Genomic DNA, 22,274 nt, shown 5'->3' with positions numbered 1-22,274 from the left:
CGGAATCACCCTGAGGTTGTCCTTTTTTGGTCTTAGCAGACATGGCACTCCTTGCCAGAATAGCGTTATCCCCACTGAGCAAGGAGTCCTGAAATGTCACGTACCGCCCTTATCAATATCGACACACAACAATCTTTCTTTCATCGTGAATACTGGCAGGAGACGGATTTTCCTGCCTTTCAGCAGGCCATTTCTGCTCTGATTTCCGGCTGTGAAGCGCGCGGCATTCCGGTTGTCGATATCTTTCACGTTGCAGACAGCGGCCCCTTCTCGCTGGAAAGCGGTTTTGTTGCGCCGATGCCTTTTCTGACGCATCAACCGGCCGTGACCTTTTATAAGCATGTGCACAATGCTTTTACCGATACCGGCCTGGATCACTGGCTGCGCGCGCGTGATATCAACCACCTGATTATCTGTGGTATCCGCACTGAACAGTGCTGCGAAACCACGGCGCGCGTGGCGTCGGATTTGGGTTATCGCGTGACTTTTGCCAGCGAAGCGACGCTGACCTTCCCGATGACGCATAAAGGGATTACGCTGGATTGCGATGCGTTGCGCCATCGTACGGAAACGGTGCTGGAAGGCCGCTTCGCCACGATTAAAACCGTCCACGAAATTCTGGAACGCTAATGACGACAGATGTCTGGTTTGTGATGTTGCCGGGAGTGCTGGCGCTGGATATGACCGGCCCGGCGGAAACATTCGTGCTGGCACAGGATGCTTTCCGCCTGCATTACATCGGGCCAGACGCCGAAGTGCCCACATCGATTGGCCTGAATATGGGCAACATCTCGCCGCTGCCGGAAACACTGCCGGCAGGCAGTTTGCTGGTGTTGCCCGGCGTCAGCGATTCGGCGAATTTTTTCAACACGCCGCAGGCCAGTCTCGTACTGCACTGGCTGATGCGCCTGCAACCGCAGATCCACAATCAGAGCATTACCCTGATGTGCGTCTGTTCGGGCGCCGTGCTGGCGGCGAAAGCCGGGTTGTTGAGCGGCGTGCAGTGCACCACACATCATGATGTGATTGCGCGATTGAAAGCAGCAGCGCCGACGGCGCAGGTGAAAGAGAACCGTATCTTTATTGAAGATCGCGGCATCTGGACCAGCGCGGGCATCACCTCCGGCATCGATCTGGCCTTACATCTGATCAACCGTCTGCGGGGGCCGGAAACGGCGCTGGCGGTGGCGCGTGAGATGGTGGTCTGGTTCCGCCGTTCCGGCGACGATCCGCAGATTTCGCCGTGGCTGCGTTACCGCAATCATCTTCACCCGGCAGTGCATCGGGCGCAGGATGCGCTCACCGCCGAGCCGCAAAAAGCGTGGCAACTGGCGGATATCGCCGAATGTGCTCACGTCAGCCCGCGCCATTTGACGCGCCTGTTCCAGCAACATCTGGGCATCAGCGTGCGCGACTACCTTGAACAGTTACGCCTGGTGATTGCCGAGCAGTGCTTGTTGCAGGGGCACGGCGCGGAGCAGGCGGCGCTGGCCGCCGGGTTCTCTTCGCCGCGCCAGTTGCACCGGGCGCGGTCACGAATGGCTAGCTAACGAAACGCCGTCGGTCGAGGCGCTGAACCAGCATCGACAGCGCCAGGCTTGCCAGCAGCGTGGCGACAAAAATCCACACGATATCGAGTAGCGGCCAGTTGCGCAGCTCTATGCCGCGGGTGCGCAGCGCATGGATAATGAGCGCATGGAAACCATAAATTCCCAGCGAGTGGCGCGAAATCAGCGCCAGGCCGGGCAGCGTGCGATCGTTCAGCGTATTTTTAATCAGCGTGAACAGCGCGATGGCGCAAAGGAACACCAGCGGACCGCAGTAGAGATACCAGGTGTCGGCAAAGTTGCCGCGCCACTTCAACTCGTGCAGCGTACCGCGCGAAATTCCCCAGATCGCCAGCAAAAATATCGCCGCGCTGAAAAGCGTGAGCTGCCGTCTTTGCGTCTCCATCATGCCGATCGCCCGTCCCAGCATGCCGTAAAGGATGTAGTAAAACGTGTCGCCGTTGATGTAGAGGTTGATGGGTAACCATTCAAAATGGCCGATCTTCTGTGACACCGTATTCGGGTTAGCCACGATGCCAATCACTATGACCAGCGCCAGCAGCATTTTGCCGCTGAGCGCTTTCACCTGAATCAACGGCGAAACCAGGTAGATAACGATAATCGCGAAGAAAAACCACAGATGGTAGAACACCGGTTTTTGCAGCAGGTTGCGCAGGGATAACTCGCTGTTAATCGAGGTAAACAGCACGATATAGAGCAGGGCGATAAGGCTGTAAAACACCAGACACAGGGCGATGCGCAGGAAATGGCGCGGCTGCGCGCTGCGTTCGCCAAAAAAGAGATAACCCGAAATCATAAAAAACAGCGGCACGCTGACGCGGGAGGCGGAATTCAGCAGATTCGCGACATTCCAGTCGAAAGTGGTAATGCTGGCCGGGTTGGTGATGTACCAGGTGGTGGTATGGATCATCACCACCATCAAACAGGCTATCCCTCGCAGATTATCTATCCAGTAAATTTTCGACTGCATCAGTTCCTCTGTTTTAACGTTAAATATCCTCTGACCTGCCATTTATCCACCTGACGCTCTGGATAATTCTGAGTTTTCCCGCATCCGCTTGTGCAGTTTTCCACAGATTTGCAAAACTAGTGCTCTTACCCTTTAAAAATAACAGCCAGCGAACAGGGCAGTGATAAAAATGATGAAATCTCTTGTACCAATAATGTTGCTGCTGTTAGTCGCAGGATGCAGCGCCGCACCGGGCACGCCCGTGCAGCGCGCGCAAAACGCCAGACCGGACCCGGTTCACTCCCTCGATATGGAGCAGTTATGCCGGCAAAACGCCGCGCATCGCTACAATACCGCCGCGCAAAAAATTGCCGTTACCGGTTTTGAACAGTTTCGCGGCAGTTACGAAATGCGCGGTATGACCCCCCGTAGCGAGGCGTTTGTCTGCGCTTTTGACGCAGAAGGCCAGTTTCTACATCTTTCGATGCGCTAAGCGTCCAGAACGCGGCCCGCGGCCGTGTGAATTTCCCAATTTTCCTTAAACACCTCGGTTTCATACTGTATATCTTGCAGCCAGCGGGTATACTGGTCGCTTCCTTTAAATCCACACGTATCCAGCACGAAAGAATATGCAAAAGTTTGATACCAGGACCTTTCAGGGTCTGATCCTGACCTTACAGGATTATTGGGCCCGTCAGGGCTGCACCATCGTTCAACCTCTGGACATGGAAGTTGGCGCCGGCACCTCCCACCCGATGACCAGTCTGCGCGCGCTGGGGCCAGAACCGATGGCGACTGCCTATGTCCAGCCATCCCGTCGCCCGACCGATGGCCGTTATGGCGAAAACCCGAACCGCTTACAGCACTATTACCAGTTCCAGGTGGTGATTAAACCCTCCCCGGATAACATTCAGGAGCTGTACCTCGGGTCACTGAAAGAGCTGGGTATGGATCCGACGATTCACGATATTCGTTTCGTGGAAGATAACTGGGAAAACCCGACGCTGGGCGCCTGGGGGCTCGGCTGGGAAGTCTGGCTGAACGGCATGGAAGTGACGCAGTTCACTTACTTCCAGCAGGTGGGCGGTCTGGAGTGCAAACCGGTTACCGGCGAGATCACTTACGGTCTGGAACGTCTGGCGATGTACATTCAGGGCGTAGACAGCGTTTACGACCTGGTCTGGAGCGACGGCCCGCTGGGTAAAACCACTTACGGCGACGTCTTCCATCAGAACGAAGTGGAGCAGTCCACTTACAACTTTGAATACGCAGACGTGGACTTCCTGTTCAGCTGCTTCGAGCAGTATGAAAAAGAAGCGCAGAAGCTGCTGGCGCTGGAAAACCCGCTGCCGCTGCCTGCGTACGAACGCATTCTGAAAGCCGCCCATAGCTTCAACCTGCTGGATGCGCGTAAAGCCATCTCCGTAACGGAACGTCAGCGCTATATCCTGCGTATCCGTACGCTGACCAAAGCAGTCGCTGAAGCGTATTACGCTTCCCGTGAAGCCCTTGGCTTCCCGATGTGCAACAGAAATAAATAAGAGGCGGCCATGTCTGAGAAAACATTCCTGGTGGAAATCGGCACCGAAGAGCTGCCACCAAAAGCATTGCGCAGCCTGGCCGAGTCCTTCGCTGCCAACTTTACCGCTGAACTGGATGCCGCGGGCCTGGCTCACGGCGACGTACAGTGGTTTGCCGCACCGCGCCGTCTGGCGCTGAAAGTGGCAAAACTTGCCGCATCGCAAGCGGATCGCGAAGTTGAAAAACGCGGCCCGGCGATTGCGCAGGCGTTTGATGCTGAAGGCAAACCAAGCAAAGCCGCAGAAGGCTGGGCGCGTGGTTGCGGTATTACTGTCGATCAGGCCGAGCGTCTGACCACCGACAAAGGTGAGTGGCTGCTCTATCGCGCCCATGTAAAAGGCGAAAGCGTCGAAACGCTGCTGCCGAACATGGTTGCCACCTCGCTTGCTAAGCTGCCGATCCCGAAACTGATGCGCTGGGGCGCGTCGGAAGTAACGTTTGTGCGTCCGGTGCACACCGTTACGCTGCTGCTGGGCGACACCGTTGTTCCGGCGACGATTCTGGGCATTAATTCCGATCGCGTGATCCGCGGCCATCGCTTTATGGGCGAGCCGGAATTCACTATCGATAATGCCGATCAGTATCCACAAATTCTGCTCGAGCGTGGCAAAGTGATCGCCGATTACGATGCGCGTAAAGCCAAAATCAAAGCGGATGCGGAAGAAGCGGCGCGCAAAATCGGCGGTAATGCCGATCTGAGCGACAGCCTGCTGGAAGAGGTCACTTCGCTGGTGGAATGGCCGGTAGTGCTGACGGCGAAATTCGAAGAGAAATTCCTCGCCGTTCCGGCGGAAGCGCTGGTCTACACCATGAAAGGCGACCAGAAGTACTTCCCGGTTTACGGTAACGACGGCAAACTGCTGCCGAACTTTATCTTCGTGGCTAACATCGAGTCGAAAGATCCGCAGCAGATTATCTCCGGTAACGAGAAAGTGGTGCGCCCGCGTCTGGCGGATGCCGAGTTCTTCTTCAATACCGACCGCAAAAAACGTCTTGAGGATCATCTGCCGCGCCTGCAAACCGTGCTGTTCCAGCAGCAACTGGGCACGCTGCGCGACAAGACCGACCGCATTCAGGCACTGGCGGGCTGGATCGCCGGGCAGATTGGCGCTGACGTCAATCATGCTACCCGCGCCGGTTTGCTCTCCAAGTGCGATCTGATGACTAACATGGTGTTTGAATTTACCGACACCCAGGGCGTGATGGGCATGCACTATGCGCGTCACGACGGCGAAGCGGAAGATGTTGCCGTTGCGTTGAACGAGCAGTATCAGCCGCGTTTCGCCGGTGATGAACTGCCGTCGAACCCGATTGCCTGCGCGCTGGCGATTGCTGACAAGATGGACACGCTGGCGGGTATCTTTGGTATCGGCCAACATCCAAAAGGCGATAAAGACCCGTTCGCGCTGCGCCGTGCCGCGCTGGGCGTGCTGCGTATCATCGTTGAGAAGAACCTGGCGCTGGATCTGCAAACGCTGACCGAAGAAGCGGTGCGTCTGTACGGCGACAAGCTGACCAATGCTAACGTGGTTGATGATGTGATCGACTTTATGCTGGGTCGCTTCCGCGCCTGGTATCAGGACGAAGGTTTCAGCGTTGACACCATTCAGGCCGTACTGGCGCGCCGTCCGACCAAACCGGCGGACTTCGATGCACGTATGAAGGCGGTTTCGCACTTCCGTACCCTGGAAGAAGCGGCGGCGCTGGCGGCAGCCAACAAGCGTGTCTCCAACATTCTGGCGAAGTCTGATGAAACGCTGAACGATATCGTTCACGCCTCGGTGCTGAAAGAAGCAGCCGAAATCAAGCTGGCCGGTAATCTGGTGGTGCTGCGCGATAAGCTGGAGCCGTTCTTTGCAGAAGGTCGCTACCAGGAAGCGTTGATCGAACTGGCGCAACTGCGTGAGCCGGTCGATGAGTTCTTCGAAAAGGTAATGGTAAACGCCGACGACAAAGACGTGCGTATTAACCGCCTGACGCTGCTGTCGAAATTGCGTGAACTGTTCCTGCAGGTGGCGGATATTTCTCTGCTGCAGTAATGTCGCGGTAATATTTTGGCCTGATCACATTGAGGATGCCTGGTGGCATCCTCAATTTTTTAGGGCTAATTATTTCCCCCGTTTAAATCAATTACCCGGTCTGCGGATGCAATAGTGGACGGGCGGTGAGCGATAATAACCCGCGTTATGCGCAATGATTTTATGGCGGTGTTGATCTGCGCTTCGTTTACCGTATCCAGATGGCTGGTGGCTTCATCGAGAAATAAAATTGATGGTCGGCGATATAACGCCCGGGCGATCAATAACCGTTGTTTCTGCCCGCCGGACAAACTGCCGCCCAGCTCGCTGATCAATGTCTGATACCCCATCGGCATGCGCATAATATCTGCGTGAATATTGCTTAGCTGCGCGCAGTGTTGCATCCATTTTTCATCAGGCTGCGGATCAAACGCACTGATATTATCTGCAACGGAACCGGCCAGCAGCGAATCATCCTGTAATACGCAAGCAATACATGCGCGATAATTACGCAGCCCTGCGGTTCGTATGTTCATGCCATTTATGTGCACTTCACCGGTTGTAGGTTGTAAAAGGCCAGCCATAATTTTCAATAGCGTGGTTTTTCCTCTGCCTGAGGGACCAATAATCGCCACGCTTTCGCCAGCGCTTATTTCCATGTGCAACTCGCTAAACAGGGGCGGAACAAAAGGATCATACTGAAAAGATAAATTGTGTAGGGTTAGCGCTGCTGGTTCCCCTGGTGCCAGCAGTTGGCGGGTATGTTCACCGAGGGTGGTTTCTGCTTCGGCATGGGCGATATCCGCCACGCGTTCTTTATGCAGGGAAAGCATGCGTAACTGAAGCAGCATATTCAGTAAATTATTGGCGCGATCGGCAAACTGCCCGCGATAGGTATTAAACGCCACAAACATACCCAACGTTAGCTGCCCGTCGATTACCTGATGTGCACCCAGCCACAGTAACGAAATTTGCTCAAGCGCGGCGATCAGGATATTTCCTCCGCTAAATAACATCTCATAACGAGTTTTGCGTACTGTCGCATTAGCGCTTTCAATGTTGAGATTTATCCAATGCTGGGCGCGTTGTTTATCCAGTCCCAGCGCTTTAATGGTATTAATGCTGTACAACGTTTCCATAAAATGCGAGCCAGCGCGGGCCTCACGAACAATTAATTCCTCTGAAGCCCGGCGCCAGGCCGGATAAGTCATCAGACGGAACCCTCCCCATGTGAGGGAAAAAGCCAGCACAATCCACAGCAGCCAGCCGCCATATAACAGCATCATCACCAGCAGCCCGACAGACATAATCCCGTCCATAATCGTGCTGACGATATTGTTAGTGAGCGTGGTTCGCAATATTCCAAGCGAGGAGAAGCGAGACTGGATATCCCCCAGTCGGCGTTTCTCAAAATAAGCTAACGGAAGAGATAACATGCGCTCAAATAACCCGGCCTTCCACTGTATATCTATTAACGTGCTCGCCACCAGTGAAGTCCAGCCTCTGAGCATACTGATGCCGGTTCTGAACAGCACAAAAAAAAGCAGCCCCAGACAGATTAAGGTCAATAAACTTGTGTCGTTTGCCGGAATAGCATGATCCATAATCAGCTGCATGCCTGCTGGCAACAATAAACCGCAAGATTCAACCAATATTGAATAACAGAACAGTTTGGTCAGTGTAATGGCAAATCCGGCAATACGGCCGGTGAGCGTACTCAGACGAAGCCGGTTGCGCGGTTGCGGGTCCTGTTTCATCTCACCCGCAGGCCACAGCTCCAGAGCCACACCGGTGAAATGCAGCGACACCTCTTTCATGCCCATAATCCGTCGCCCGGCTGCCGGATCGTGGATGACCACCTTTCCCCGGCGAATAGCGACCAGCACGACAAAATGATTCAAATCCCAGTGCAGAATGCAGGGCAGTTTCAGGGCGGGGAGGTTATCCATATCCAACTGCAGGGCGCGGGATTTCATGCCAATCGACGCAGCGGTATCCATCACCATGCGCAGGTTGGCGCCGCGGATAGAAAAACCGCCATACTGGCGTAAATGATGGATATTCGTCGGCAGGTTATACCAGTCAGCAATCATTGCCAGCGAAACAAGCCCGCACTCTGCTGTTTCCGTTTGCAGCAGTACCGGCATTCGGTGCCGCAGAGTCAAACGCAGGCGGGAAAGTAGTTGTTTTAGCTCAGGTTTCGTCACTCACTGGCTCCGAAATACTGTTTTTCAACGTGTAATAGGGATAGAACATCCATTGATATAGCGGACGTTTTTCCAGAAAGAGGGTGGCCTGCGCCTGCATTCCGCTGATCAGCGGCAGCCTTTTTCCCCGCCACTGTAGTTTTTCTTTATCCACCGCGACCACGGCTTTGAACCATATTTTGCCTGGTGATTGCGGTATGCTGGCGCGTTTTCTCAGCTCTGAACCTGTTACCGGCGCTGACGATACGGAAATAATTTTCCCCGGGAATTGTCCATATTTTTCCGCAGGATAGGCGGCATAACGGATATTAATGTTTTCTCCGGGTTTGATATAAGGCACGCTGTCATCCGGTAGCCACAGCACCAGATGAAACAGGATCCCCGTGGAAGGAACCAGTTGCACCACTTCATCTCCGGCAGCGACCATTTGCCCCTGAGTGATATTTAAGGACGAAACATGGCCCGCTGCGGGCGCTGTAATAAGACGGGTTTTACTCACGTTCGCTTCAGCCAGTTGCCGCTTAATATCTGCCTGTTGCAGAAGGTAGCGCGATTTCTGCTCGTCAAACTGGGCGGCGCGGGTTACCAGATCGCTGCGCAGAGAATTTATCTGCATATCCTGCTGAACAATCTGCGAACTGAGGCTATTCCAGACGCTCATCTGCTGATAAAAAAGGTAGCGCTGATTGTTTTGCTGGTCTGTCGTAACCAGCCCCTGGCTGCGATATCGCTCATAGTCCTTCATGCTGGAACGCATGGCATTAACGCCTTCAGCAGAGATGTCCACCATGGCCACGGTTTTTTTTCGTTCGAGCGACAGCTGATCCAGCTGTTTTTGCAGGCTATTCAGCGTGACGCGTTGGTTGTACTCGATATTGCTTAGTACCTTATCTATCTGCACGGATTGGTTTTCCAGCACAGCCAGCGTGGTGGAACTGAGGTTGCCGGAAGGTGATGTTTTACTGACATCCAGCTCATAAAGAGCGGCCCCGGCGCGTACTGTTTGCCCCGGCGCGATAAAAACGTGGGCAATAACGCCCTCTTCGGGGGCGAATAAATCGGTGGTGTGCGGCCAGGAGTTGATTTCACCGCTGACATTAACCTGTCGGGTGTAATTGCCATAAATTAAAAACAGTAATAACGCGGCAATAAATAATAGCGTTACTGTAATGGTCAACCAGACCGGCCAGCCGGTTAATAATAACACCTGGCCGGACTGATGCGACCGGATATTCCCGGCAGCCTCTTTACGAAAAAGCATAATTAGCAGTCAGGGGGTTACAATGCTGACACTATGATTCCATCCCCCGCGCTTAATACGCCATCGAGAGTTTTTTTAAGTGGTGCTACTATAGGACCTGTCAGGTCGGGGTTAATTCCTAAAGTATTGCCTTTTAACAAATCGTTAACTGCAGAATCAAGCGAGCTAAGTGTAGAGTCAATTGTAGAACCAACAGCACCAGCACCAGAAACCATATTCACTTCTTCTGCGTTCAGTTCGCGTACAGTATTCATTTTAAACCTCACAGGTAAGTATATTTCACTCATTGCTAACATTATTTCCCGGCCAGCAAACCAGATAAAAATAATATCTTACTGCTGGCCGCGCAGGGTATTATTTACGGCAGCGCGGTTACGATGCTTGATCCGGCACCAAGAATACCATCAACAATGCCAGTGACCGTACCCACGACCGGAATACTTTCTGTTGGTTTCAACCCACCCTCGATGCCATTCAACAGAGCACCCGTTGCCGGACCAATACCCGCACCGGAAACCATATTCAGTTCTTCTACGTTCAGTTCGCGTACAGTATTCATTTTAAGCCTCGTTGATAATAATTATATACAGGTGATGGCACCGCTGATTAGGCTGAATAGATAAATCAGCAGTGCGCAAAAACAATGTACACTATTTTTTTAAGGCCACAAGGCAGAATAATAATGTATCTTAAAGTGTCATTTTTTGTTTTTAAATCAAAAAGATAAAGAGTTGTTTTGATTGTTGCCATGAGGATAAGTGATCACTTTATAATAATATATTCCTGAACCTTCAAAAGGTTGTTGAGCGTCAAAGTGGAATGTGTATGGCCGTTAATTATTATGACTGAATGTAATTATAAATAATGCATTCTGTTTAACATGACTTTGCAGGGAAGGATTTAGTCCTTATTAAAAGCATGGATAAATCGCAAAAAATAATGCTAAGACGCACGATAATGACGCCTTTTGGAACTTTTTGATGGCGTTGTCCACTCATAAGACTAAATGGAGCTGCTTAAACGGGACCATTTTCGGAGATGACGGCTATGTATACTATTGCCCAGAGTTTGCGCCAGTTGTGCTGTATTTCCCCTCAAATTGAGGAACCCACAGAACTTCAGGAGACATCGGCGGTAAGAACAGTATCGCCGCAGGATGTACATGCGACGGCGCCAAATCAACCACAGAATCTGGCGGTAGATTTACCGGCAAGTGAGAATATTCACGCAATTTCAGTAGAAAAAAGAAATTTATTTGCCGGGTCATTTCATTTTCGTCATCCCCGGCATGGAAATATTGAAATTTTTCGCGTGGCAAAAAGCGATAAGCAAAACACACTGGACTTTAAAATAAACTTGTCAGGAAAGGGGGTGGAATCTTCTTATATCCAGCGTATGTACGTGACCGATCGGGACGACAATTACAATAACGCCTCCACGTTAGGTTATTCGGATATCTTTTTGCCAATGGAAATGCAGCACAGAGGCATCATTTATTTATTACATTTTGCGGCAGCAGAAAGCGTACTGCGCCTTGGTGCCGATAAATTTGTGGTGGATAATGTGGTCAGCGCAGAAATGCATAAAGTTTGCCAAAATCTCGGATTAAAAGAAGATGGCATCGGATTTGGCTATTATTCTGGCGCAGCGGAGGGAGTAAAAGAGCGCTGTATCGACTATATGCATACGAAAGGCTGGATGCGTATGCCTGAAGTTATGCCAGATGCCATGGCTGACATAAAAAAAGGCTGGCGACAAGCATAAGGTATTTCGCTTAATGCTGATTTCATGCGCTGAAATCCCCGGTAATAAGCGGGTAAAAAAAGAGGGGCATAGAAAAATATGATCTACTGGTTATGCTAACAAATCAGGGAGATCGCCTTTATGCCCGTTCGTTCATTGCGCCAGAAATTGCCTTAGCACCGTTTCACCACCGCTGCCGGAGCGGGTTTTTTATAGCCCCACTCCATCAGCTCTTAACCGGTCGCGGTTGTCTGGTGGCGGATTTTACGCGCACCGTGTTGCGACCAGCGCGTTTGGCCACGTACAGCGCGTCATCAGCGCTCTGAATAAGCTGACCGTATTCTGTGTGCTGTTGCTGGTTATGACTGGCGACACCAATGCTCACGCTGACGATACGGTCGGGCGAGTTGGCATGGGGTAAATCCAGCAGTTGAACGCTGGTGCGCAACCGTTCGGCAATTTCCACCGCATCGGCGGAGCGCGTTTCCGGCAGCAGGGCGCAGAACTCTTCGCCGCCATAGCGAAACAGAATGTCGTTGGGGCGATCCAGCGCATTACGCATGGCGTTCGCGATCTGTTGCAGGCATTCATCTCCGCGCTGGTGGCCGTAGCAATCGTTATAGCGTTTGAAGTGATCGACATCGATAAGCAGCAGCGACAGCGATTTGTTGTTGCGCTTGCTGGCGCGCCATTCGCGGTCAATGCAGAGATCGAAGTAACGCCGGTTGCCTACGCCGGTAAGACCGTCCGACAGCGATTGTGATAACAGCTCATGCGCCTGGTCGCGCAGCAGGGATTCGCGGCGGACTGCGGCCGTCACGTCCACAATCTGGATCAGGCAAAACCGTTCAGCATCGCCCAGCGGAACAATAGTTACGGCCTGGCTCAGCCGGGCGGCAGGCCGCGCCGGTTCGGCATAAAGCGGAAACGGAGAACGGTGCAGCGACTGCGACAGCAGGGCTGATAAATTGTGGCCAATTGCCTGACGGATAGCATCGCCCACGCGGTGATACAGCAAATCAGGAAAGACCGTAAAAAAATCCTCCCCCAGCGTTTCGCTGGCGGCAAGACCGGTATGGGCTTCCAGCCAGGCGTTCCACAACGTAATGCGGTATTGCGCATCAACGATGATCACGCCGAGGCTGAGCGCAGAGAATGCATCCAGTAACAACTTATCTTTCATGATTACATTCCGTCGGGAACACAACCGGACTCAATGCGGTTGATATAAAGCCGGATTTGCTCACGTAAGTCTTGCAGCGCGGACATATCGAGGATAAACGCGAGATACCCCTGAATTTGCTGGCGCTCCAGCGCAAAATCGATGCGCAGCATCATCACTATCGGATCGTTTTCATCTTTGTCCGGATTGAGGATCTCCTTGCTGGTGCCGACGCGCACCTCGGGCAGCGAGCCCTGTAGTTCTTTCTGGAACATGTTCGCCAGCGTACCGACACAGGCGTTGAGCACGATATTACCGATTTCGCTCATCGCTTCGCGTTCCATCTCCCCCAGTTCGTGGGCGGGGATCAGATCGCCAACCATCATGCGTACGATTTCAAAGCTGGCGGCTTCCGGAAACATTAGAATCGCTTCCGTGGCATACGCGCCCTCATAATACTGGCTGATGCCAAACAGCGAGACGCCTGCGCCCAGCTCGTCGGCGGCTTCCGAGCGGTTGGTAAAGCGGATGGTCGGCACCGACATGCGTACTTCTTCATTGACGATATTGCTCATCGCCGCGGCCGCATGGCCGACGCCAATGTTGAAGATCTCCATCAGGCTGTCGGCTTCGATATCGCTGATATCCGGTAGCGCGTTCATGAATTTGTCTCCAGGCTATTCAGCAATGCATGGAGCTGCGGCTCTTTCAGCGGTTTCGGCAGGAAGCCAAGGCCAAGTTCTTCGGCGGCGGTTTGCACGGAATGCTGCACATTGGCAGTGAGCAGAACAATGTGGGTTTGCGGGTGGCTTTTACGAATGCGTGAAGCCGTCTCCAGCCCGCCAATGCCCGGCATATTAACGTCCAGCAAGATCAGATACGGCGCCGTTGTCGCGACCAGAGCGATCGCCTCTTCGCCCGTGCCGGCCTCGTCAATTTTCCAGTCGTTATGCAGATTTGTGACAAACTGCCGTGAAATCATGCGCGACAGGCGGCTGTCGTCAACAATCAGAATATATCTGGACATCATTCATTCTCTTTTTAGTGGTTCGTTGCCGTAACACCAGAACAATGCTTCTCTGTGGAACTGCCTTCCCTGATTATTGCTTGCGCTTGCCGCAGCGTTGCACTTTGCGCTAACGCCTTGTTTAGTCGTTTCCTTTGTGAAATTGCGTACCTGGATTACACGCCCTGTCTGCTGCTTTTAGTTAAGTCATCATATTCATCGGCAATCGCGCGCAAAAAATTAGCGCTGAATAACAGCATCACGTGAAATTTAACCTTGAAGCGCCAGCCGTAACCTGGCTATGCTACGTGCCGACGAACTTCTCGTCTCACCGGAGTGCACTCTGAAAATGAACAAACACGACTGATGAAAGGTTCCTTGCTTAACGCATAAGCGTTGGCGGGAGGGTTTTAATTTCATTCAGGAGTGCTTATGGCTCATTGTGCGCAATCCCCTGCGTTTATTTTGCATCAAGTCACCTGTCAGTTTGCGACAGGCGAAACCCTTTTTGGCCCGCTGAATCTCTCGCTTGAGCTGTCGTTATGCGGCCTTGTCGGGCGTAACGGCGTCGGCAAAACTCAACTACTGCGCTTTCTTGCCGGGCGGGCAATACCTGCTGTTGGTGATATTGAACGCGTCGCTTCCGTGGCCTATGTCGCCCAGCAGCACACCGTAGCGGCAACAACGACTCTGGCTGAGCTTCTGGGCTATGGCGACGTATTTGTTGCCCGCCGTCGCGTCGAACAGGGTGACTATCAGCCGGAAGACCTGGAATGCCTGGAGGGTTTCTGGGATCTGCCGGAACGTCTTGTCGCGGCGTTTATTGGCGCCGGGCTACCCGCCTTTATCCCGGATCAACCTGCCGCAGAGTTAAGCGGCGGTGAACGCATGCGGGCGTTGTTATGCAGCGCCTTAAGCACCGATGCCGATTATTTGCTGCTTGATGAACCGACCAATCACCTGGATCGTCAGGGGCGCGAGTGGTTTTATGACCGCTTGCTACAGCGAACCGGCGGCGCGCTGGTGGCGACCCACGATCGCGAGCTGCTGTCGCTGATGCCGCGTATTCTTGAACTCACGCCCGCGGGCCTGCGCAGCTATGGCGGTAACTACGAGGATTACCAGCGTCAGCGTGATACGGAACAGCAGGCCGCCCGCGCCGTACTGGAACACGCCGTGACGGAGCGGCGTCGTACTCGTAGCCGCATGCAGAAAGAACATGACGCCAGCCAGCGGCGTTCGGCACAAACATTGCGAACTGTCGATACCCTCAACATCGCCTCGTTTGAGCGGGTGAAATACAAAGGCGCGGCAAAAGAGCGCCCCGGTACACTGCGTCGGCAACATCGGGAACAGAATGCGATGTTGAACGGCGCGGTAAATCAGGCGCGGGAACGGCTGGAAGACGATGCACCCGTCATGTTCACTCTGCCGGGTAGCCATGTGCCAGAGGGCAAGCAGGTGCTGGTGATGGAAGCGCTTATGCTGCCGCATGGTATGCCGGTCGCGATCAACTGGCGCATTGATGGTCCGATGCGCGTGGCGTTGCGTGGGCCAAACGGCTGTGGAAAATCCACACTCCTGAAAATCATCCTCGGTGAGCAAGCGCCGCTGTCCGGGCTTTGCCAGCTTTCGGTCGCGGGTGCGTATCTTGATCAGCATCTGTCGCAGTTGGATTGCTCGCTGTCGGTACTGGAGCACCTCCGGCTGGCCGATACACCACTGGAAGAAGGCGTATTGCGTACCCGGTTGGCGCAACTGCAACTCGGCGCGGATAAAGTCATGCTGCCGTTAGCCGCGCTGAGCGGCGGGGAGCAGCTGAAAGCTGCGCTGGCTTGCGTGCTGTGGCGGCGTATTGCCACGCAACTGTTGCTGCTGGATGAACCGACTAACCATCTCGATTTAGCCTCAACACAGGCGATCGAAGCAGCACTGGCGACGTTCCCCGGCGCGTTAATAGTGGTGTCGCACGATGACGCGTTTTTACAGGGGCTGAAGTTAACGCATACGATTGAGTGGCGGGAAGAGGACTGGCATTGCGAAATCTGGCGCAGGTAACGCGTGGGCATTATAAACCCCCGGCTCAGCGGGGGTTCTGGTGGTAAATATGTTCAGTCAATAAGCTGTTTGCTGAGCGTCGGGTTAGCATGAATCAGACGCATCAGTTTCATTTCAGTCGCGGTGGGTTTTATTCGTTGTGATTCCCACTCATGCACCATTGATACTGAGACTCCCATTACACGAGCGAAGTCATCAATTTGCAGCCCGGTTCCGCGTCGCAATTGTTCAAAGTCACTAAAGGCATTCGGCTTTTTGCTCAGAGTTACCGGCTGCGTTACTTCATTTTTCAAAACAATCTGTTCCAGACTGCTCAGCAGTTCAAACATAGGATCTTTATATTCCATTGAGAACTCCTCTTAAAAAATCACACAGCGGGATCGTGATACAGCTTATTAAGAATAGTCGTGAAAATTCCTGGTGTGTGGTTTTGGCTGTGATTAATTAGACGGTAAATGACTTTTCATGCGCTTCAGATGCATCTTAAGTGGGTTTTCTACCGCTTAATTGTTTGATTAATCTGCATCTCCCGGCGCTCAGTATTTTTTTGTAAAACCTTTCGTTTAATTTGGATTAAGAATTATCTGCACACCTTCCCGGAAATTTTCATGCCAGGTCGAATTCATTGTATTAAGAATGTAAGTAAAGGGTATCTTGCGAGGCGGACCTGGACTATCCTTGTAAGCCGTCAGGCACGTGTGTGCCGGTGTGCGCTTTTATGGGTGAAAGGAGTAAGAAAATGGCGACAGGAAAGTCCTGCTCTCGCTGGTTTGCGCCTCTTGCGGCGTTATTAATGGTAGTTAGCCTGAGTGGGTGTTTCGATAAAGAAGGCGATCAGCGCAAGGCGTTTATCGACTTCCTGCAAAATACGGCAATGCGTAGCAGCGAACGTCTGCCCGCTCTGACGGCAGATCAGAAAAAACAGTTCGGTCCGTTTGTCTCTGATTATGCTGTGATTTATGGCTATTCCCAGCAGGTGAACCAGGCGATGGATTCCGGTCTGCGTCCGGTAGTGGATAGCGTTAACGCCATCCGCGTACCGCAGGACTATATGACCCAGCGTGAACCGCTTCGTCAGGCCAATGGCTCGCTCGGCGTACTCAGCCAGCAGCTGCAGAATGCGAAAATGCAGGCAGATGCTTCCCACGCGGCGTTAAAGCAGGCGGACGATCTCAAGCCGGTGTTTGACCAGGTGTATACCAAAGTGGTCACCAATCCGGCCAACGCGCTGCAACCGCTGATCCCGGCGGCGCAGGTCTTCACTCAGCAACTGGTGCAGGTGGGCGACTTTATTGCCCAGCAGGATACGCAGGTGAGCTTTGTTGCTAACGGCATCCAGTTCCCGACGTCCCAGCAGGCCAGCCAGTATAACGCGCTGATTGCGCCGCTGGCGGCGCAGCATCAGGCGTTCACTCAGGCCTGGACCGCGACCGTTAACGCCACGCAGCAGTAAGCGGGCGCAAACAAAAAAAGAGGCGATTAATCGCCTCTTTTTTATGTCCGCAGCAGGGTGAACCGTCAGCCCGCGACCTGCGGATTGACGCAGTTTTTCTCCACCTTGCCATTGAGCGCGTCAATCAGGTTATCCACCGCGCAGGCCGCCATGTTGTAGCGTGTCTCGTGCGTGGCGGAGCCGATGTGCGGCAGCGCCACGACGTTGGGCAGCGACAGCAGCGGCGAATCAACAGGTAGCGGCTCTTTCTCGAAAACGTCCAGCCCGGCCGCGTGGATCTCGCCGTTTTGCAGGGCTTCCACCAGCGCATTTTCATCCACCACCGGGCCGCGTCCGGCGTTAATGAAAATCGCCGATTTTTTCATCATTTCAAACTGCGCTTTACCGATCAGATGATGCGTCTCTTCGGTCAGCGGCAGCACCAGACACACAAAGTCGGACTCTTGCAGCAGGGTATCGAGATCGCAATAGCGCGCCTGGAAGCGCGCTTCCGCTTCGGCGTGATGGCGACGCGCGTTATAGAGAATCGGCATGCCGAAACCGAAGTGCGCGCGTTGCGCCAGCGCCAGCCCGATACGGCCCATCCCGATGATGCCCATTGTCTTGTGATGCACATCGACGCCGAACCAGTCTGCGCCAATGCCGGATGTCCATTCCCCCGCTTTTACCCGCCCTGCGACTTCCACTACGCGGCGGGCGCTGCTCAGCACCAGCGCCATAATGGTATCGGCGACCGTTTCCGTCAGCACGGTCGGGGTATGCATCAGCAAAATCTTACGTGCGTTCAGCGCGTCCACATCAAAATTGTCATAGCCTACCGAGACCGTTGACGTCGCGCGCAGCTGCGGCATTTTCTCCAGCAGCGCGGCATCGACTTTCTCGCTGGAACCCAGCAGCCCTTGCGCAGTGGCGAAAGCCTCAGCGTGCTGTTGCACCGTTTCCGGTTTCAGGTTGGCCACCTGGGTTACGGTAAAGTGCTCGGCCAGACGTTGTTGCAGATCATCGGGTAAGGCTTTGTACAGGATGATAGACGGCTTCATGCGGTTCTCCCTTGTGATGGTGCGCCTGCCGGAATCTGCTTATTGTTAGCAGGCTTAACAATTAAAGTAAGCCACACAGAGGCGAAAAGCGCTACCCCCATGAAAATGTACGAGGCCGACGGGCTGCCGGTTGCGCCGTTCAGGTAACCCACCACCCACGAACCGCAGAATGAGCCGAGCGCGCCCATGCTGTTAATCAGCGCCATCGCGCCACCGGCGACGTTGCGCGGCAGCATCTCCGGGATGATGGCGAAGAACGGCCCGTACGGGGCATACATTGCGGCACCGGCGATCACCAGCAGGGTATAAGAGATCCAGAAATGGTGGGCACCTACAGCCCATGAACCGATAAAGGCGAATGCGCCAATCAGCAGCAGCGGCCAGACAAACAGTTTACGGTTTTGCAGCTTATCGGAAGCCCAGGAGGCCAGTATCATTGCCAGCGTTGCGGCAAGGTACGGAACGGCAGAGAGCCAGCCCACTTCGACCATGCCGAGATTTTCACCGCCGCTGCGAATAATTGACGGCAGCCACAGTACAAAACCGTATACGCCAATGCTCCAGGCGAAGTATTGCAGGCACAGCAGAACGACATTCCGTGAGCGGAAGGCTTCACTGTAATTACGCACGGCTTTGATGCCTTGCTGCTCTTTTTCAAGCTGGACCTGCAACGCCGCTTTCTCATCACTGGAGAGCCACGCTACCTGCGCCGGTTTGTCTTTCACCAGCACCCACCAGCAAAACGCCCAAATCACGGCCGGAATGCCTTCAATAATAAACATTTCGCGCCAGCCGAAGGACTGGATCAGATAGCCGGACACTACTGACATCCACAGTACCGTTACCGGGTTGCCGAGGATTAAGAAGGTATTGGCGCGCGAGCGTTCCGATTTAGTAAACCAGTTGCTGATGTAGATAAGCATCGCGGGCATGACCGCCGCTTCCACCACGCCGAGAATAAAGCGGATGGCGGCCAGCATCGGGATATTGCTGACGATACCGGTTAGCGACGCACAGCCGCCCCACAAAATCAGGCAGATAAAAATCAGTTTGCGGACGCTGCGGCGCTCCGCATAAATCGCGCCGGGGATCTGGAAAAAGAAGTAGCCGAGAAAGAAGAGTGCGCCGAGCAGCGAAGAGATGCCCTTGGTGATGCCCAGGTCGTCATTGATACCGGCGGCGGAGGCGAAGCTGAAGTTTGCACGGTCGAGATACGCCAGACTGTAGGTGATAAATACAATTGGCATGATGTACAGCCAGCGTTTGGACGAATTTGTCGCGTTACTCATAAGATTGCCTCTATGGTTGAGGTTACTTACCGCCTGTGTGTAGGGCACAGTGCGGCGGATGTTTTTGGTTGAATAACTTCAGGCTTTACAACTACAACGCGCCCAACTGCGCGCGTGTCGGCAATCCTTCGCTGTCGCCCGGCACCTGAATGGCCATTGCGCCGATGGCGTTACCCCGGCGTACCGCTTCAGGCAGGGTTTTACCTTCCAGCAGAGCGCTCAGTACGCCCACGGCGAAACCATCTCCGGCACCGACCGTATCGACAACATTTTCCACTTTGACCGGCGGCACCGCGCCCTGCTCGCCGCTGGCGGTTTTAAACCACGCGCCATCGGCGCCCGTTTTGATCACCACCGCCTGAACGCCGCGTTGCAGGTAGAAATCGGCGATCCCTTCCGGTGTGCGCTGGCCGGTCAGAATGACGCCCTCTTTCAACCCTGGCAGAACCCAATCGGACTGAAAGGCGAGGCGGTTCAGTTTCTCCACCATCTCGGCTTCGCTGTTCCACAACACCGGGCGCAGATTCGGATCGAACGAAATGGTTTTGTTTTGTGCTTTCATCCGCGCGACGGCATGTTCCAGCAGAGCATAGGAGGTTGCCGATAGCGCAGCCGCCACGCCGCTAACGTGCAAATGGCGCGCCTGGCTAAAGATGTCGGCGTTAAAATCCTCCGGCGAAAGATGGCTGGCCGCCGAGCCCTTACGGAAATACTCCACGATGGGATCGGTTCCATTTTCAGCTTTAGATTTAAGCTGAAACCCGGTAGCGAAGCGCCCATCCAGCGTCACGCAACGGGTATCAATGCCCTCCTGGCGCAGCGTATTGAGGATGAAACGCCCGAAGCTGTCATCGCCGACGCGGCTGACCCAGCTGACTTTCAACCCCAGCCGCGACAGGCCGGTCGCCACATTCAGTTCTGCGCCTGCCGCGCGTTTAATAAAGTGTCCGGCATCGGCGAGGTCGCCGGTTTCGGTGGCGACAAACATGGCCATCGCTTCGCCAATGGTGATGACATCCAGCGCGTTATGCATGGCGTGGCTCCTTACGTAACAGTTCAACGTAATGACGGGTAACGGCGATCAGGTCGTCGCCCTGCAGGGGGAATTCAATACCGCGCGGCGCGTCGGCGGGCAGGTTATCCAGCAGCGCCAGCCAGCGGGCATCGGCTTCATCCGGCGGTACGGTGCGAAAAGTTTGCCCGTCGGCGACAGCCGCTTTGACGTGGATATAGCTGACCGCGGGTGCCAGATGGCGGGCGGCCTCTTCAGGGGAATCACCGACCCACAACCAGTTGCCGGTATCGAATGTCAGCGTCACCGGCAGCGCGAGGGTATGGCAGGCGGCTTTAAAGCGCAGCATCGGCGCAAGTTTGCCGCAGTCCGTCTGGTCGTTTTCTACCACCAGCGGCACCGGGCTGGTCAGCAGCCAGTCGCGCAGCGTTGCCAGTACCGCCTGATGGGTAAAATGGCCCAGCGAGACTTTCAGCCAGCGGGCTTTCAGCGTGTGGGCTTCGTGCAGCAAAGCGGGTAAACGAGGATTGAGCGCGCCATCCGCCAGGCACAGCGGCTCCGGCGCGGAGTAACAGGCTTGCAGATTGTGCATTTCAATGGCGAACGCCAGCGAGGACAGACGGTCGATCTCCTCGCTGCTCAGCAGCTCGCGGCGGATTTCTACGCCGTCAGCCCCGGCGGCGGCGATAACCGGCAGCAGGGCCATCTGCCCGCCCATGGTGTGGATCGTGTCATGACCGTATGCGGCGGTAACAACGATAATTTTTCTCGGCATACTCCGGCTCCCCGGCAAAGACAGCAAATAGATTCTGTCTTTAACGCTAGATGGAACCGGTTCCAAAGAAAAGCGCGGTATGTTGAATTTATGATCGCTATCACGCAGTGTCGTTAACGAGACGTGGAGCCACGGACAATCAGTTCGCCGGAAAATACCTGCTCGCGCACCGTGTCGCTCTGGCCTTCAATGCGCCGTACCACCTGCTCTACAGCGGCATAACCGATTTGCCAGGTTGGCTGTTTAAGCGTGGTAATACCTACGCCCGCCAGCTCGGCCCACTCCAGTTCGTCAAAACCGAGCAGGCCGATGTCGCTGCCCCAGTTCAGGCCGATGCGTTTGAGTGAACGCGCGACCTGTAAGGTCAGCGCGCCGTTGGCGGAGATCACCGCTTTGCGCATCCCGCGGTGGCGGGCATGGAACTGGCGCAGGGCATTGTCCAGTAACGCCGCTTCATGCAGCGGCACTTCGGCGTTTTCCGCCACCACGCCCGGATAGCGGGCGAGGGTAGCGCGAAAGGCGCTGAGCCGCTCGCGGCGGGTGTTTACCGTTCCCAACGGTTCGCTGAGAAAGAGTAATGCTTCAAAACCCTGCTCAATCAGGTGCTCTGTGGCCGTGGTGGCGGCCTGGGTGTTATCCAGCCCAACCACATCGCAGGCGAAATCAGGGATTTTACGGTCAATCAGCACCATCGGCAGGGCGGATTGTTGCAGCCGATTTAATCCTTCTTCACGCATGCCTACCGCATTCACTACGATGCCTTCTACCTGATAACTGCGCAGCAGGTCGAGGTAATGAAGCTCTTGATCCAGCTCGTTGTTGGTATTACAGACCAGCGGCGTAAACCCTTTTTCCCGGCAGGCCGCTTCGATGCCGCTTAGCACATGCACTGAATAGGGGTTGGTGATATCGGCGATGATCAGGCCGATAAGGCGGGTGCGGCCGCGTTTAAGACCGCGCGCCATCAGGCTTGGGCGATAATCCAGATCGGCAACGGCCTGCTCAATGCGCGCCAACAAGGCGGCCGACAGCAGATGCCTTTCACCGTTAAGGTAACGTGAAATGCTGGTTTTCCCCGTTTTCGCTGCTTTTGCCACATCGCTGATGGTTGGGCGCGCCGTTTTCGCCATTGCTGCTTCCCTCGCCGTAAAT

Annotated in this window: 22 protein-coding genes; 8 read left to right on the top strand and 14 right to left on the bottom strand. The window is 54.3% G+C overall.

The genetic code is table 11. From position 1 onward, the window contains the following. Positions 1-93: 93 nt before the first annotated feature. Positions 94-630: an isochorismatase family protein gene (locus C0557_RS25005; protein ID WP_208662120.1), complete on the top strand. Its 537-nt coding sequence runs from the start codon at positions 94-96 to the stop codon at positions 628-630. Beyond that, positions 630-1,550 carry a GlxA family transcriptional regulator gene (locus C0557_RS25000; protein WP_072439468.1) on the top strand — a complete coding sequence of 307 codons (921 nt, stop codon included), beginning with the start codon at positions 630-632 and terminating at the stop codon, positions 1,548-1,550. Before C0557_RS25005 ends, C0557_RS25000 begins: the two co-directional genes overlap by 1 nt. Here the strand turns inward: C0557_RS25000 and C0557_RS24995 are convergent. Next, positions 1,543-2,538, bottom strand: coding sequence for an acyltransferase (locus C0557_RS24995; protein WP_208662112.1), 996 nt, complete (start codon positions 2,536-2,538; stop codon positions 1,543-1,545). The two genes, C0557_RS25000 and C0557_RS24995, sit on opposite strands and share 8 nt — an antisense overlap. Before the next feature lie 169 nt (positions 2,539-2,707). Here C0557_RS24995 and C0557_RS24990 point away from each other — a divergent pair, with 169 nt between their 5' ends. From C0557_RS24990 to glyS, 3 genes are all read left to right on the top strand, one after another. Next, positions 2,708-3,010 (top strand): YsaB family lipoprotein, encoded by a 303-nt coding sequence (locus C0557_RS24990; protein ID WP_208662110.1) that lies wholly within the window; start codon positions 2,708-2,710, stop codon positions 3,008-3,010. A 136-nt stretch (positions 3,011-3,146) separates the two neighbouring features. Continuing rightward, the gene (gene glyQ / locus C0557_RS24985; protein ID WP_035886762.1) at positions 3,147-4,058 is read left to right on the top strand and encodes a glycine--tRNA ligase subunit alpha; all 912 of its coding nucleotides are present in this window, start codon (positions 3,147-3,149) and stop codon (positions 4,056-4,058) included. Between the two features lie 9 nt (positions 4,059-4,067). Further along, a complete protein-coding gene (glyS, locus tag C0557_RS24980; protein ID WP_074776213.1) occupies positions 4,068-6,137 on the top strand; it encodes a glycine--tRNA ligase subunit beta in 2,070 nt (689 codons plus the stop codon). A gap of 65 nt (positions 6,138-6,202) precedes the next feature. Here glyS and C0557_RS24975 read toward each other — a convergent pair whose 3' ends face one another. The 4 genes from C0557_RS24975 to C0557_RS24960 form a co-directional block, all read right to left on the bottom strand. Then, positions 6,203-8,323 (bottom strand): peptidase domain-containing ABC transporter, encoded by a 2,121-nt coding sequence (locus C0557_RS24975; protein WP_371813218.1) that lies wholly within the window; start codon positions 8,321-8,323, stop codon positions 6,203-6,205. Continuing rightward, positions 8,310-9,584 carry an HlyD family secretion protein gene (locus tag C0557_RS24970; RefSeq protein WP_208662108.1) on the bottom strand — a complete coding sequence of 425 codons (1,275 nt, stop codon included), beginning with the start codon at positions 9,582-9,584 and terminating at the stop codon, positions 8,310-8,312. The genes C0557_RS24975 and C0557_RS24970 overlap by 14 nt, the downstream gene beginning before the upstream one ends. Before the next feature lie 17 nt (positions 9,585-9,601). Next, positions 9,602-9,880, bottom strand: a complete 279-nt coding sequence (locus tag C0557_RS24965; protein ID WP_208662106.1) for a hypothetical protein — start codon at positions 9,878-9,880, stop codon at positions 9,602-9,604. A 62-nt stretch (positions 9,881-9,942) separates the two neighbouring features. Continuing rightward, positions 9,943-10,143, bottom strand: coding sequence for a hypothetical protein (locus C0557_RS24960; protein WP_208662104.1), 201 nt, complete (start codon positions 10,141-10,143; stop codon positions 9,943-9,945). 488 nt (positions 10,144-10,631) lie between these two features. Between C0557_RS24960 and C0557_RS24955 the strand changes: the two genes are divergently transcribed. Then, positions 10,632-11,348 (top strand): hypothetical protein, encoded by a 717-nt coding sequence (locus tag C0557_RS24955; protein ID WP_208662101.1) that lies wholly within the window; start codon positions 10,632-10,634, stop codon positions 11,346-11,348. Positions 11,349-11,553: 205 nt separating this feature from the next. Here C0557_RS24955 and C0557_RS24950 read toward each other — a convergent pair whose 3' ends face one another. From C0557_RS24950 to C0557_RS24940, 3 genes are read right to left on the bottom strand one after another with little or no spacing between them, the layout of a single operon-like run. Continuing rightward, positions 11,554-12,510: a GGDEF domain-containing protein gene (locus C0557_RS24950; protein WP_208662099.1), complete on the bottom strand. Its 957-nt coding sequence runs from the start codon at positions 12,508-12,510 to the stop codon at positions 11,554-11,556. A 2-nt stretch (positions 12,511-12,512) separates the two neighbouring features. Beyond that, entirely contained in the window at positions 12,513-13,151 is a 639-nt protein-coding gene (locus tag C0557_RS24945) for a chemotaxis protein CheC (protein ID WP_074776204.1), read from the bottom strand. Then, on the bottom strand, positions 13,148-13,519 hold the full coding sequence (locus C0557_RS24940) for a response regulator (RefSeq protein WP_074776202.1): 372 nt from the start codon (positions 13,517-13,519) through the stop codon (positions 13,148-13,150). The genes C0557_RS24945 and C0557_RS24940 overlap by 4 nt, the downstream gene beginning before the upstream one ends. A gap of 408 nt (positions 13,520-13,927) precedes the next feature. Here C0557_RS24940 and C0557_RS24935 point away from each other — a divergent pair, with 408 nt between their 5' ends. Continuing rightward, positions 13,928-15,553 (top strand): ABC-F family ATP-binding cassette domain-containing protein, encoded by a 1,626-nt coding sequence (locus tag C0557_RS24935; protein ID WP_208662097.1) that lies wholly within the window; start codon positions 13,928-13,930, stop codon positions 15,551-15,553. A gap of 53 nt (positions 15,554-15,606) precedes the next feature. On the opposite strand, the gene C0557_RS24930 is transcribed toward C0557_RS24935, so the two are convergent. Next, complete coding sequence (locus C0557_RS24930) at positions 15,607-15,900, bottom strand: HTH-type transcriptional regulator (RefSeq protein WP_208662094.1); 294 nt, start codon at positions 15,898-15,900, stop codon at positions 15,607-15,609. Between the two features lie 392 nt (positions 15,901-16,292). Between C0557_RS24930 and C0557_RS24925 the strand changes: the two genes are divergently transcribed. Next, positions 16,293-17,006 carry a DUF3053 domain-containing protein gene (locus tag C0557_RS24925; RefSeq protein WP_074776196.1) on the top strand — a complete coding sequence of 238 codons (714 nt, stop codon included), beginning with the start codon at positions 16,293-16,295 and terminating at the stop codon, positions 17,004-17,006. 65 nt (positions 17,007-17,071) lie between these two features. Here the strand turns inward: C0557_RS24925 and ghrB are convergent, their stop codons facing one another. The 5 genes from ghrB to C0557_RS24900 form a co-directional block, all read right to left on the bottom strand. Next, positions 17,072-18,046 (bottom strand): glyoxylate/hydroxypyruvate reductase GhrB, encoded by a 975-nt coding sequence (gene ghrB / locus C0557_RS24920; protein ID WP_208662085.1) that lies wholly within the window; start codon positions 18,044-18,046, stop codon positions 17,072-17,074. Then, the gene (locus C0557_RS24915; RefSeq protein ID WP_208662083.1) at positions 18,043-19,335 is read right to left on the bottom strand and encodes an MFS transporter; all 1,293 of its coding nucleotides are present in this window, start codon (positions 19,333-19,335) and stop codon (positions 18,043-18,045) included. Before C0557_RS24915 ends, ghrB begins: the two co-directional genes overlap by 4 nt. Before the next feature lie 91 nt (positions 19,336-19,426). Then, a complete protein-coding gene (locus C0557_RS24910) occupies positions 19,427-20,368 on the bottom strand; it encodes a sugar kinase (protein ID WP_208662081.1) in 942 nt (313 codons plus the stop codon). Beyond that, positions 20,361-21,122 (bottom strand): sugar phosphate isomerase/epimerase, encoded by a 762-nt coding sequence (locus tag C0557_RS24905; RefSeq protein WP_208662079.1) that lies wholly within the window; start codon positions 21,120-21,122, stop codon positions 20,361-20,363. The genes C0557_RS24910 and C0557_RS24905 overlap by 8 nt, the downstream gene beginning before the upstream one ends. Before the next feature lie 113 nt (positions 21,123-21,235). Further along, a complete protein-coding gene (locus C0557_RS24900; protein WP_208662077.1) occupies positions 21,236-22,252 on the bottom strand; it encodes a LacI family DNA-binding transcriptional regulator in 1,017 nt (338 codons plus the stop codon). Between the last annotated feature and the right edge of the window lie 22 nt (positions 22,253-22,274).

The sequence above is a fragment of the Kosakonia sp. MUSA4 genome (assembly GCF_013085925.1).
In the GTDB taxonomy this organism is placed as follows: domain Bacteria; phylum Pseudomonadota; class Gammaproteobacteria; order Enterobacterales; family Enterobacteriaceae; genus Kosakonia; species Kosakonia sacchari_B.
Note: the sequence above shows the minus strand (reverse complement) of the source record. Positions and strands in the feature narration are given on the sequence as shown.

Excerpts from the sequence above, each read along its gene's own strand:
- C0557_RS24970 (WP_208662108.1), bottom strand. The coding sequence starts at position 9,584 with ATGCTTTTTCGTAAAGAGGCTGCCGGGAATATCCGGTCGCATCAGTCC.
- ghrB (WP_208662085.1), bottom strand. The coding sequence starts at position 18,046 with ATGAAGCCGTCTATCATCCTGTACAAAGCCTTACCCGATGATCTGCAA.
- C0557_RS24900 (WP_208662077.1), bottom strand. The coding sequence starts at position 22,252 with ATGGCGAAAACGGCGCGCCCAACCATCAGCGATGTGGCAAAAGCAGCG.
- C0557_RS24915 (WP_208662083.1), bottom strand. The coding sequence starts at position 19,335 with ATGAGTAACGCGACAAATTCGTCCAAACGCTGGCTGTACATCATGCCA.
- C0557_RS24995 (WP_208662112.1), bottom strand. The coding sequence starts at position 2,538 with ATGCAGTCGAAAATTTACTGGATAGATAATCTGCGAGGGATAGCCTGT.
- C0557_RS24990 (WP_208662110.1), top strand. The coding sequence starts at position 2,708 with ATGATGAAATCTCTTGTACCAATAATGTTGCTGCTGTTAGTCGCAGGA.
- C0557_RS24905 (WP_208662079.1), bottom strand. The coding sequence starts at position 21,122 with ATGCCGAGAAAAATTATCGTTGTTACCGCCGCATACGGTCATGACACG.
- C0557_RS24930 (WP_208662094.1), bottom strand. The coding sequence starts at position 15,900 with ATGGAATATAAAGATCCTATGTTTGAACTGCTGAGCAGTCTGGAACAG.
- C0557_RS24945 (WP_074776204.1), bottom strand. The coding sequence starts at position 13,151 with ATGAACGCGCTACCGGATATCAGCGATATCGAAGCCGACAGCCTGATG.
- C0557_RS24955 (WP_208662101.1), top strand. The coding sequence starts at position 10,632 with ATGTATACTATTGCCCAGAGTTTGCGCCAGTTGTGCTGTATTTCCCCT.
- C0557_RS24935 (WP_208662097.1), top strand. The coding sequence starts at position 13,928 with ATGGCTCATTGTGCGCAATCCCCTGCGTTTATTTTGCATCAAGTCACC.
- C0557_RS24965 (WP_208662106.1), bottom strand. The coding sequence starts at position 9,880 with ATGTTAGCAATGAGTGAAATATACTTACCTGTGAGGTTTAAAATGAAT.
- glyQ (WP_035886762.1), top strand. The coding sequence starts at position 3,147 with ATGCAAAAGTTTGATACCAGGACCTTTCAGGGTCTGATCCTGACCTTA.
- C0557_RS24925 (WP_074776196.1), top strand. The coding sequence starts at position 16,293 with ATGGCGACAGGAAAGTCCTGCTCTCGCTGGTTTGCGCCTCTTGCGGCG.
- glyS (WP_074776213.1), top strand. The coding sequence starts at position 4,068 with ATGTCTGAGAAAACATTCCTGGTGGAAATCGGCACCGAAGAGCTGCCA.
- C0557_RS24910 (WP_208662081.1), bottom strand. The coding sequence starts at position 20,368 with ATGCATAACGCGCTGGATGTCATCACCATTGGCGAAGCGATGGCCATG.
- C0557_RS25005 (WP_208662120.1), top strand. The coding sequence starts at position 94 with ATGTCACGTACCGCCCTTATCAATATCGACACACAACAATCTTTCTTT.
- C0557_RS25000 (WP_072439468.1), top strand. The coding sequence starts at position 630 with ATGACGACAGATGTCTGGTTTGTGATGTTGCCGGGAGTGCTGGCGCTG.
- C0557_RS24940 (WP_074776202.1), bottom strand. The coding sequence starts at position 13,519 with ATGATGTCCAGATATATTCTGATTGTTGACGACAGCCGCCTGTCGCGC.
- C0557_RS24960 (WP_208662104.1), bottom strand. The coding sequence starts at position 10,143 with ATGAATACTGTACGCGAACTGAACGTAGAAGAACTGAATATGGTTTCC.
- C0557_RS24950 (WP_208662099.1), bottom strand. The coding sequence starts at position 12,510 with ATGAAAGATAAGTTGTTACTGGATGCATTCTCTGCGCTCAGCCTCGGC.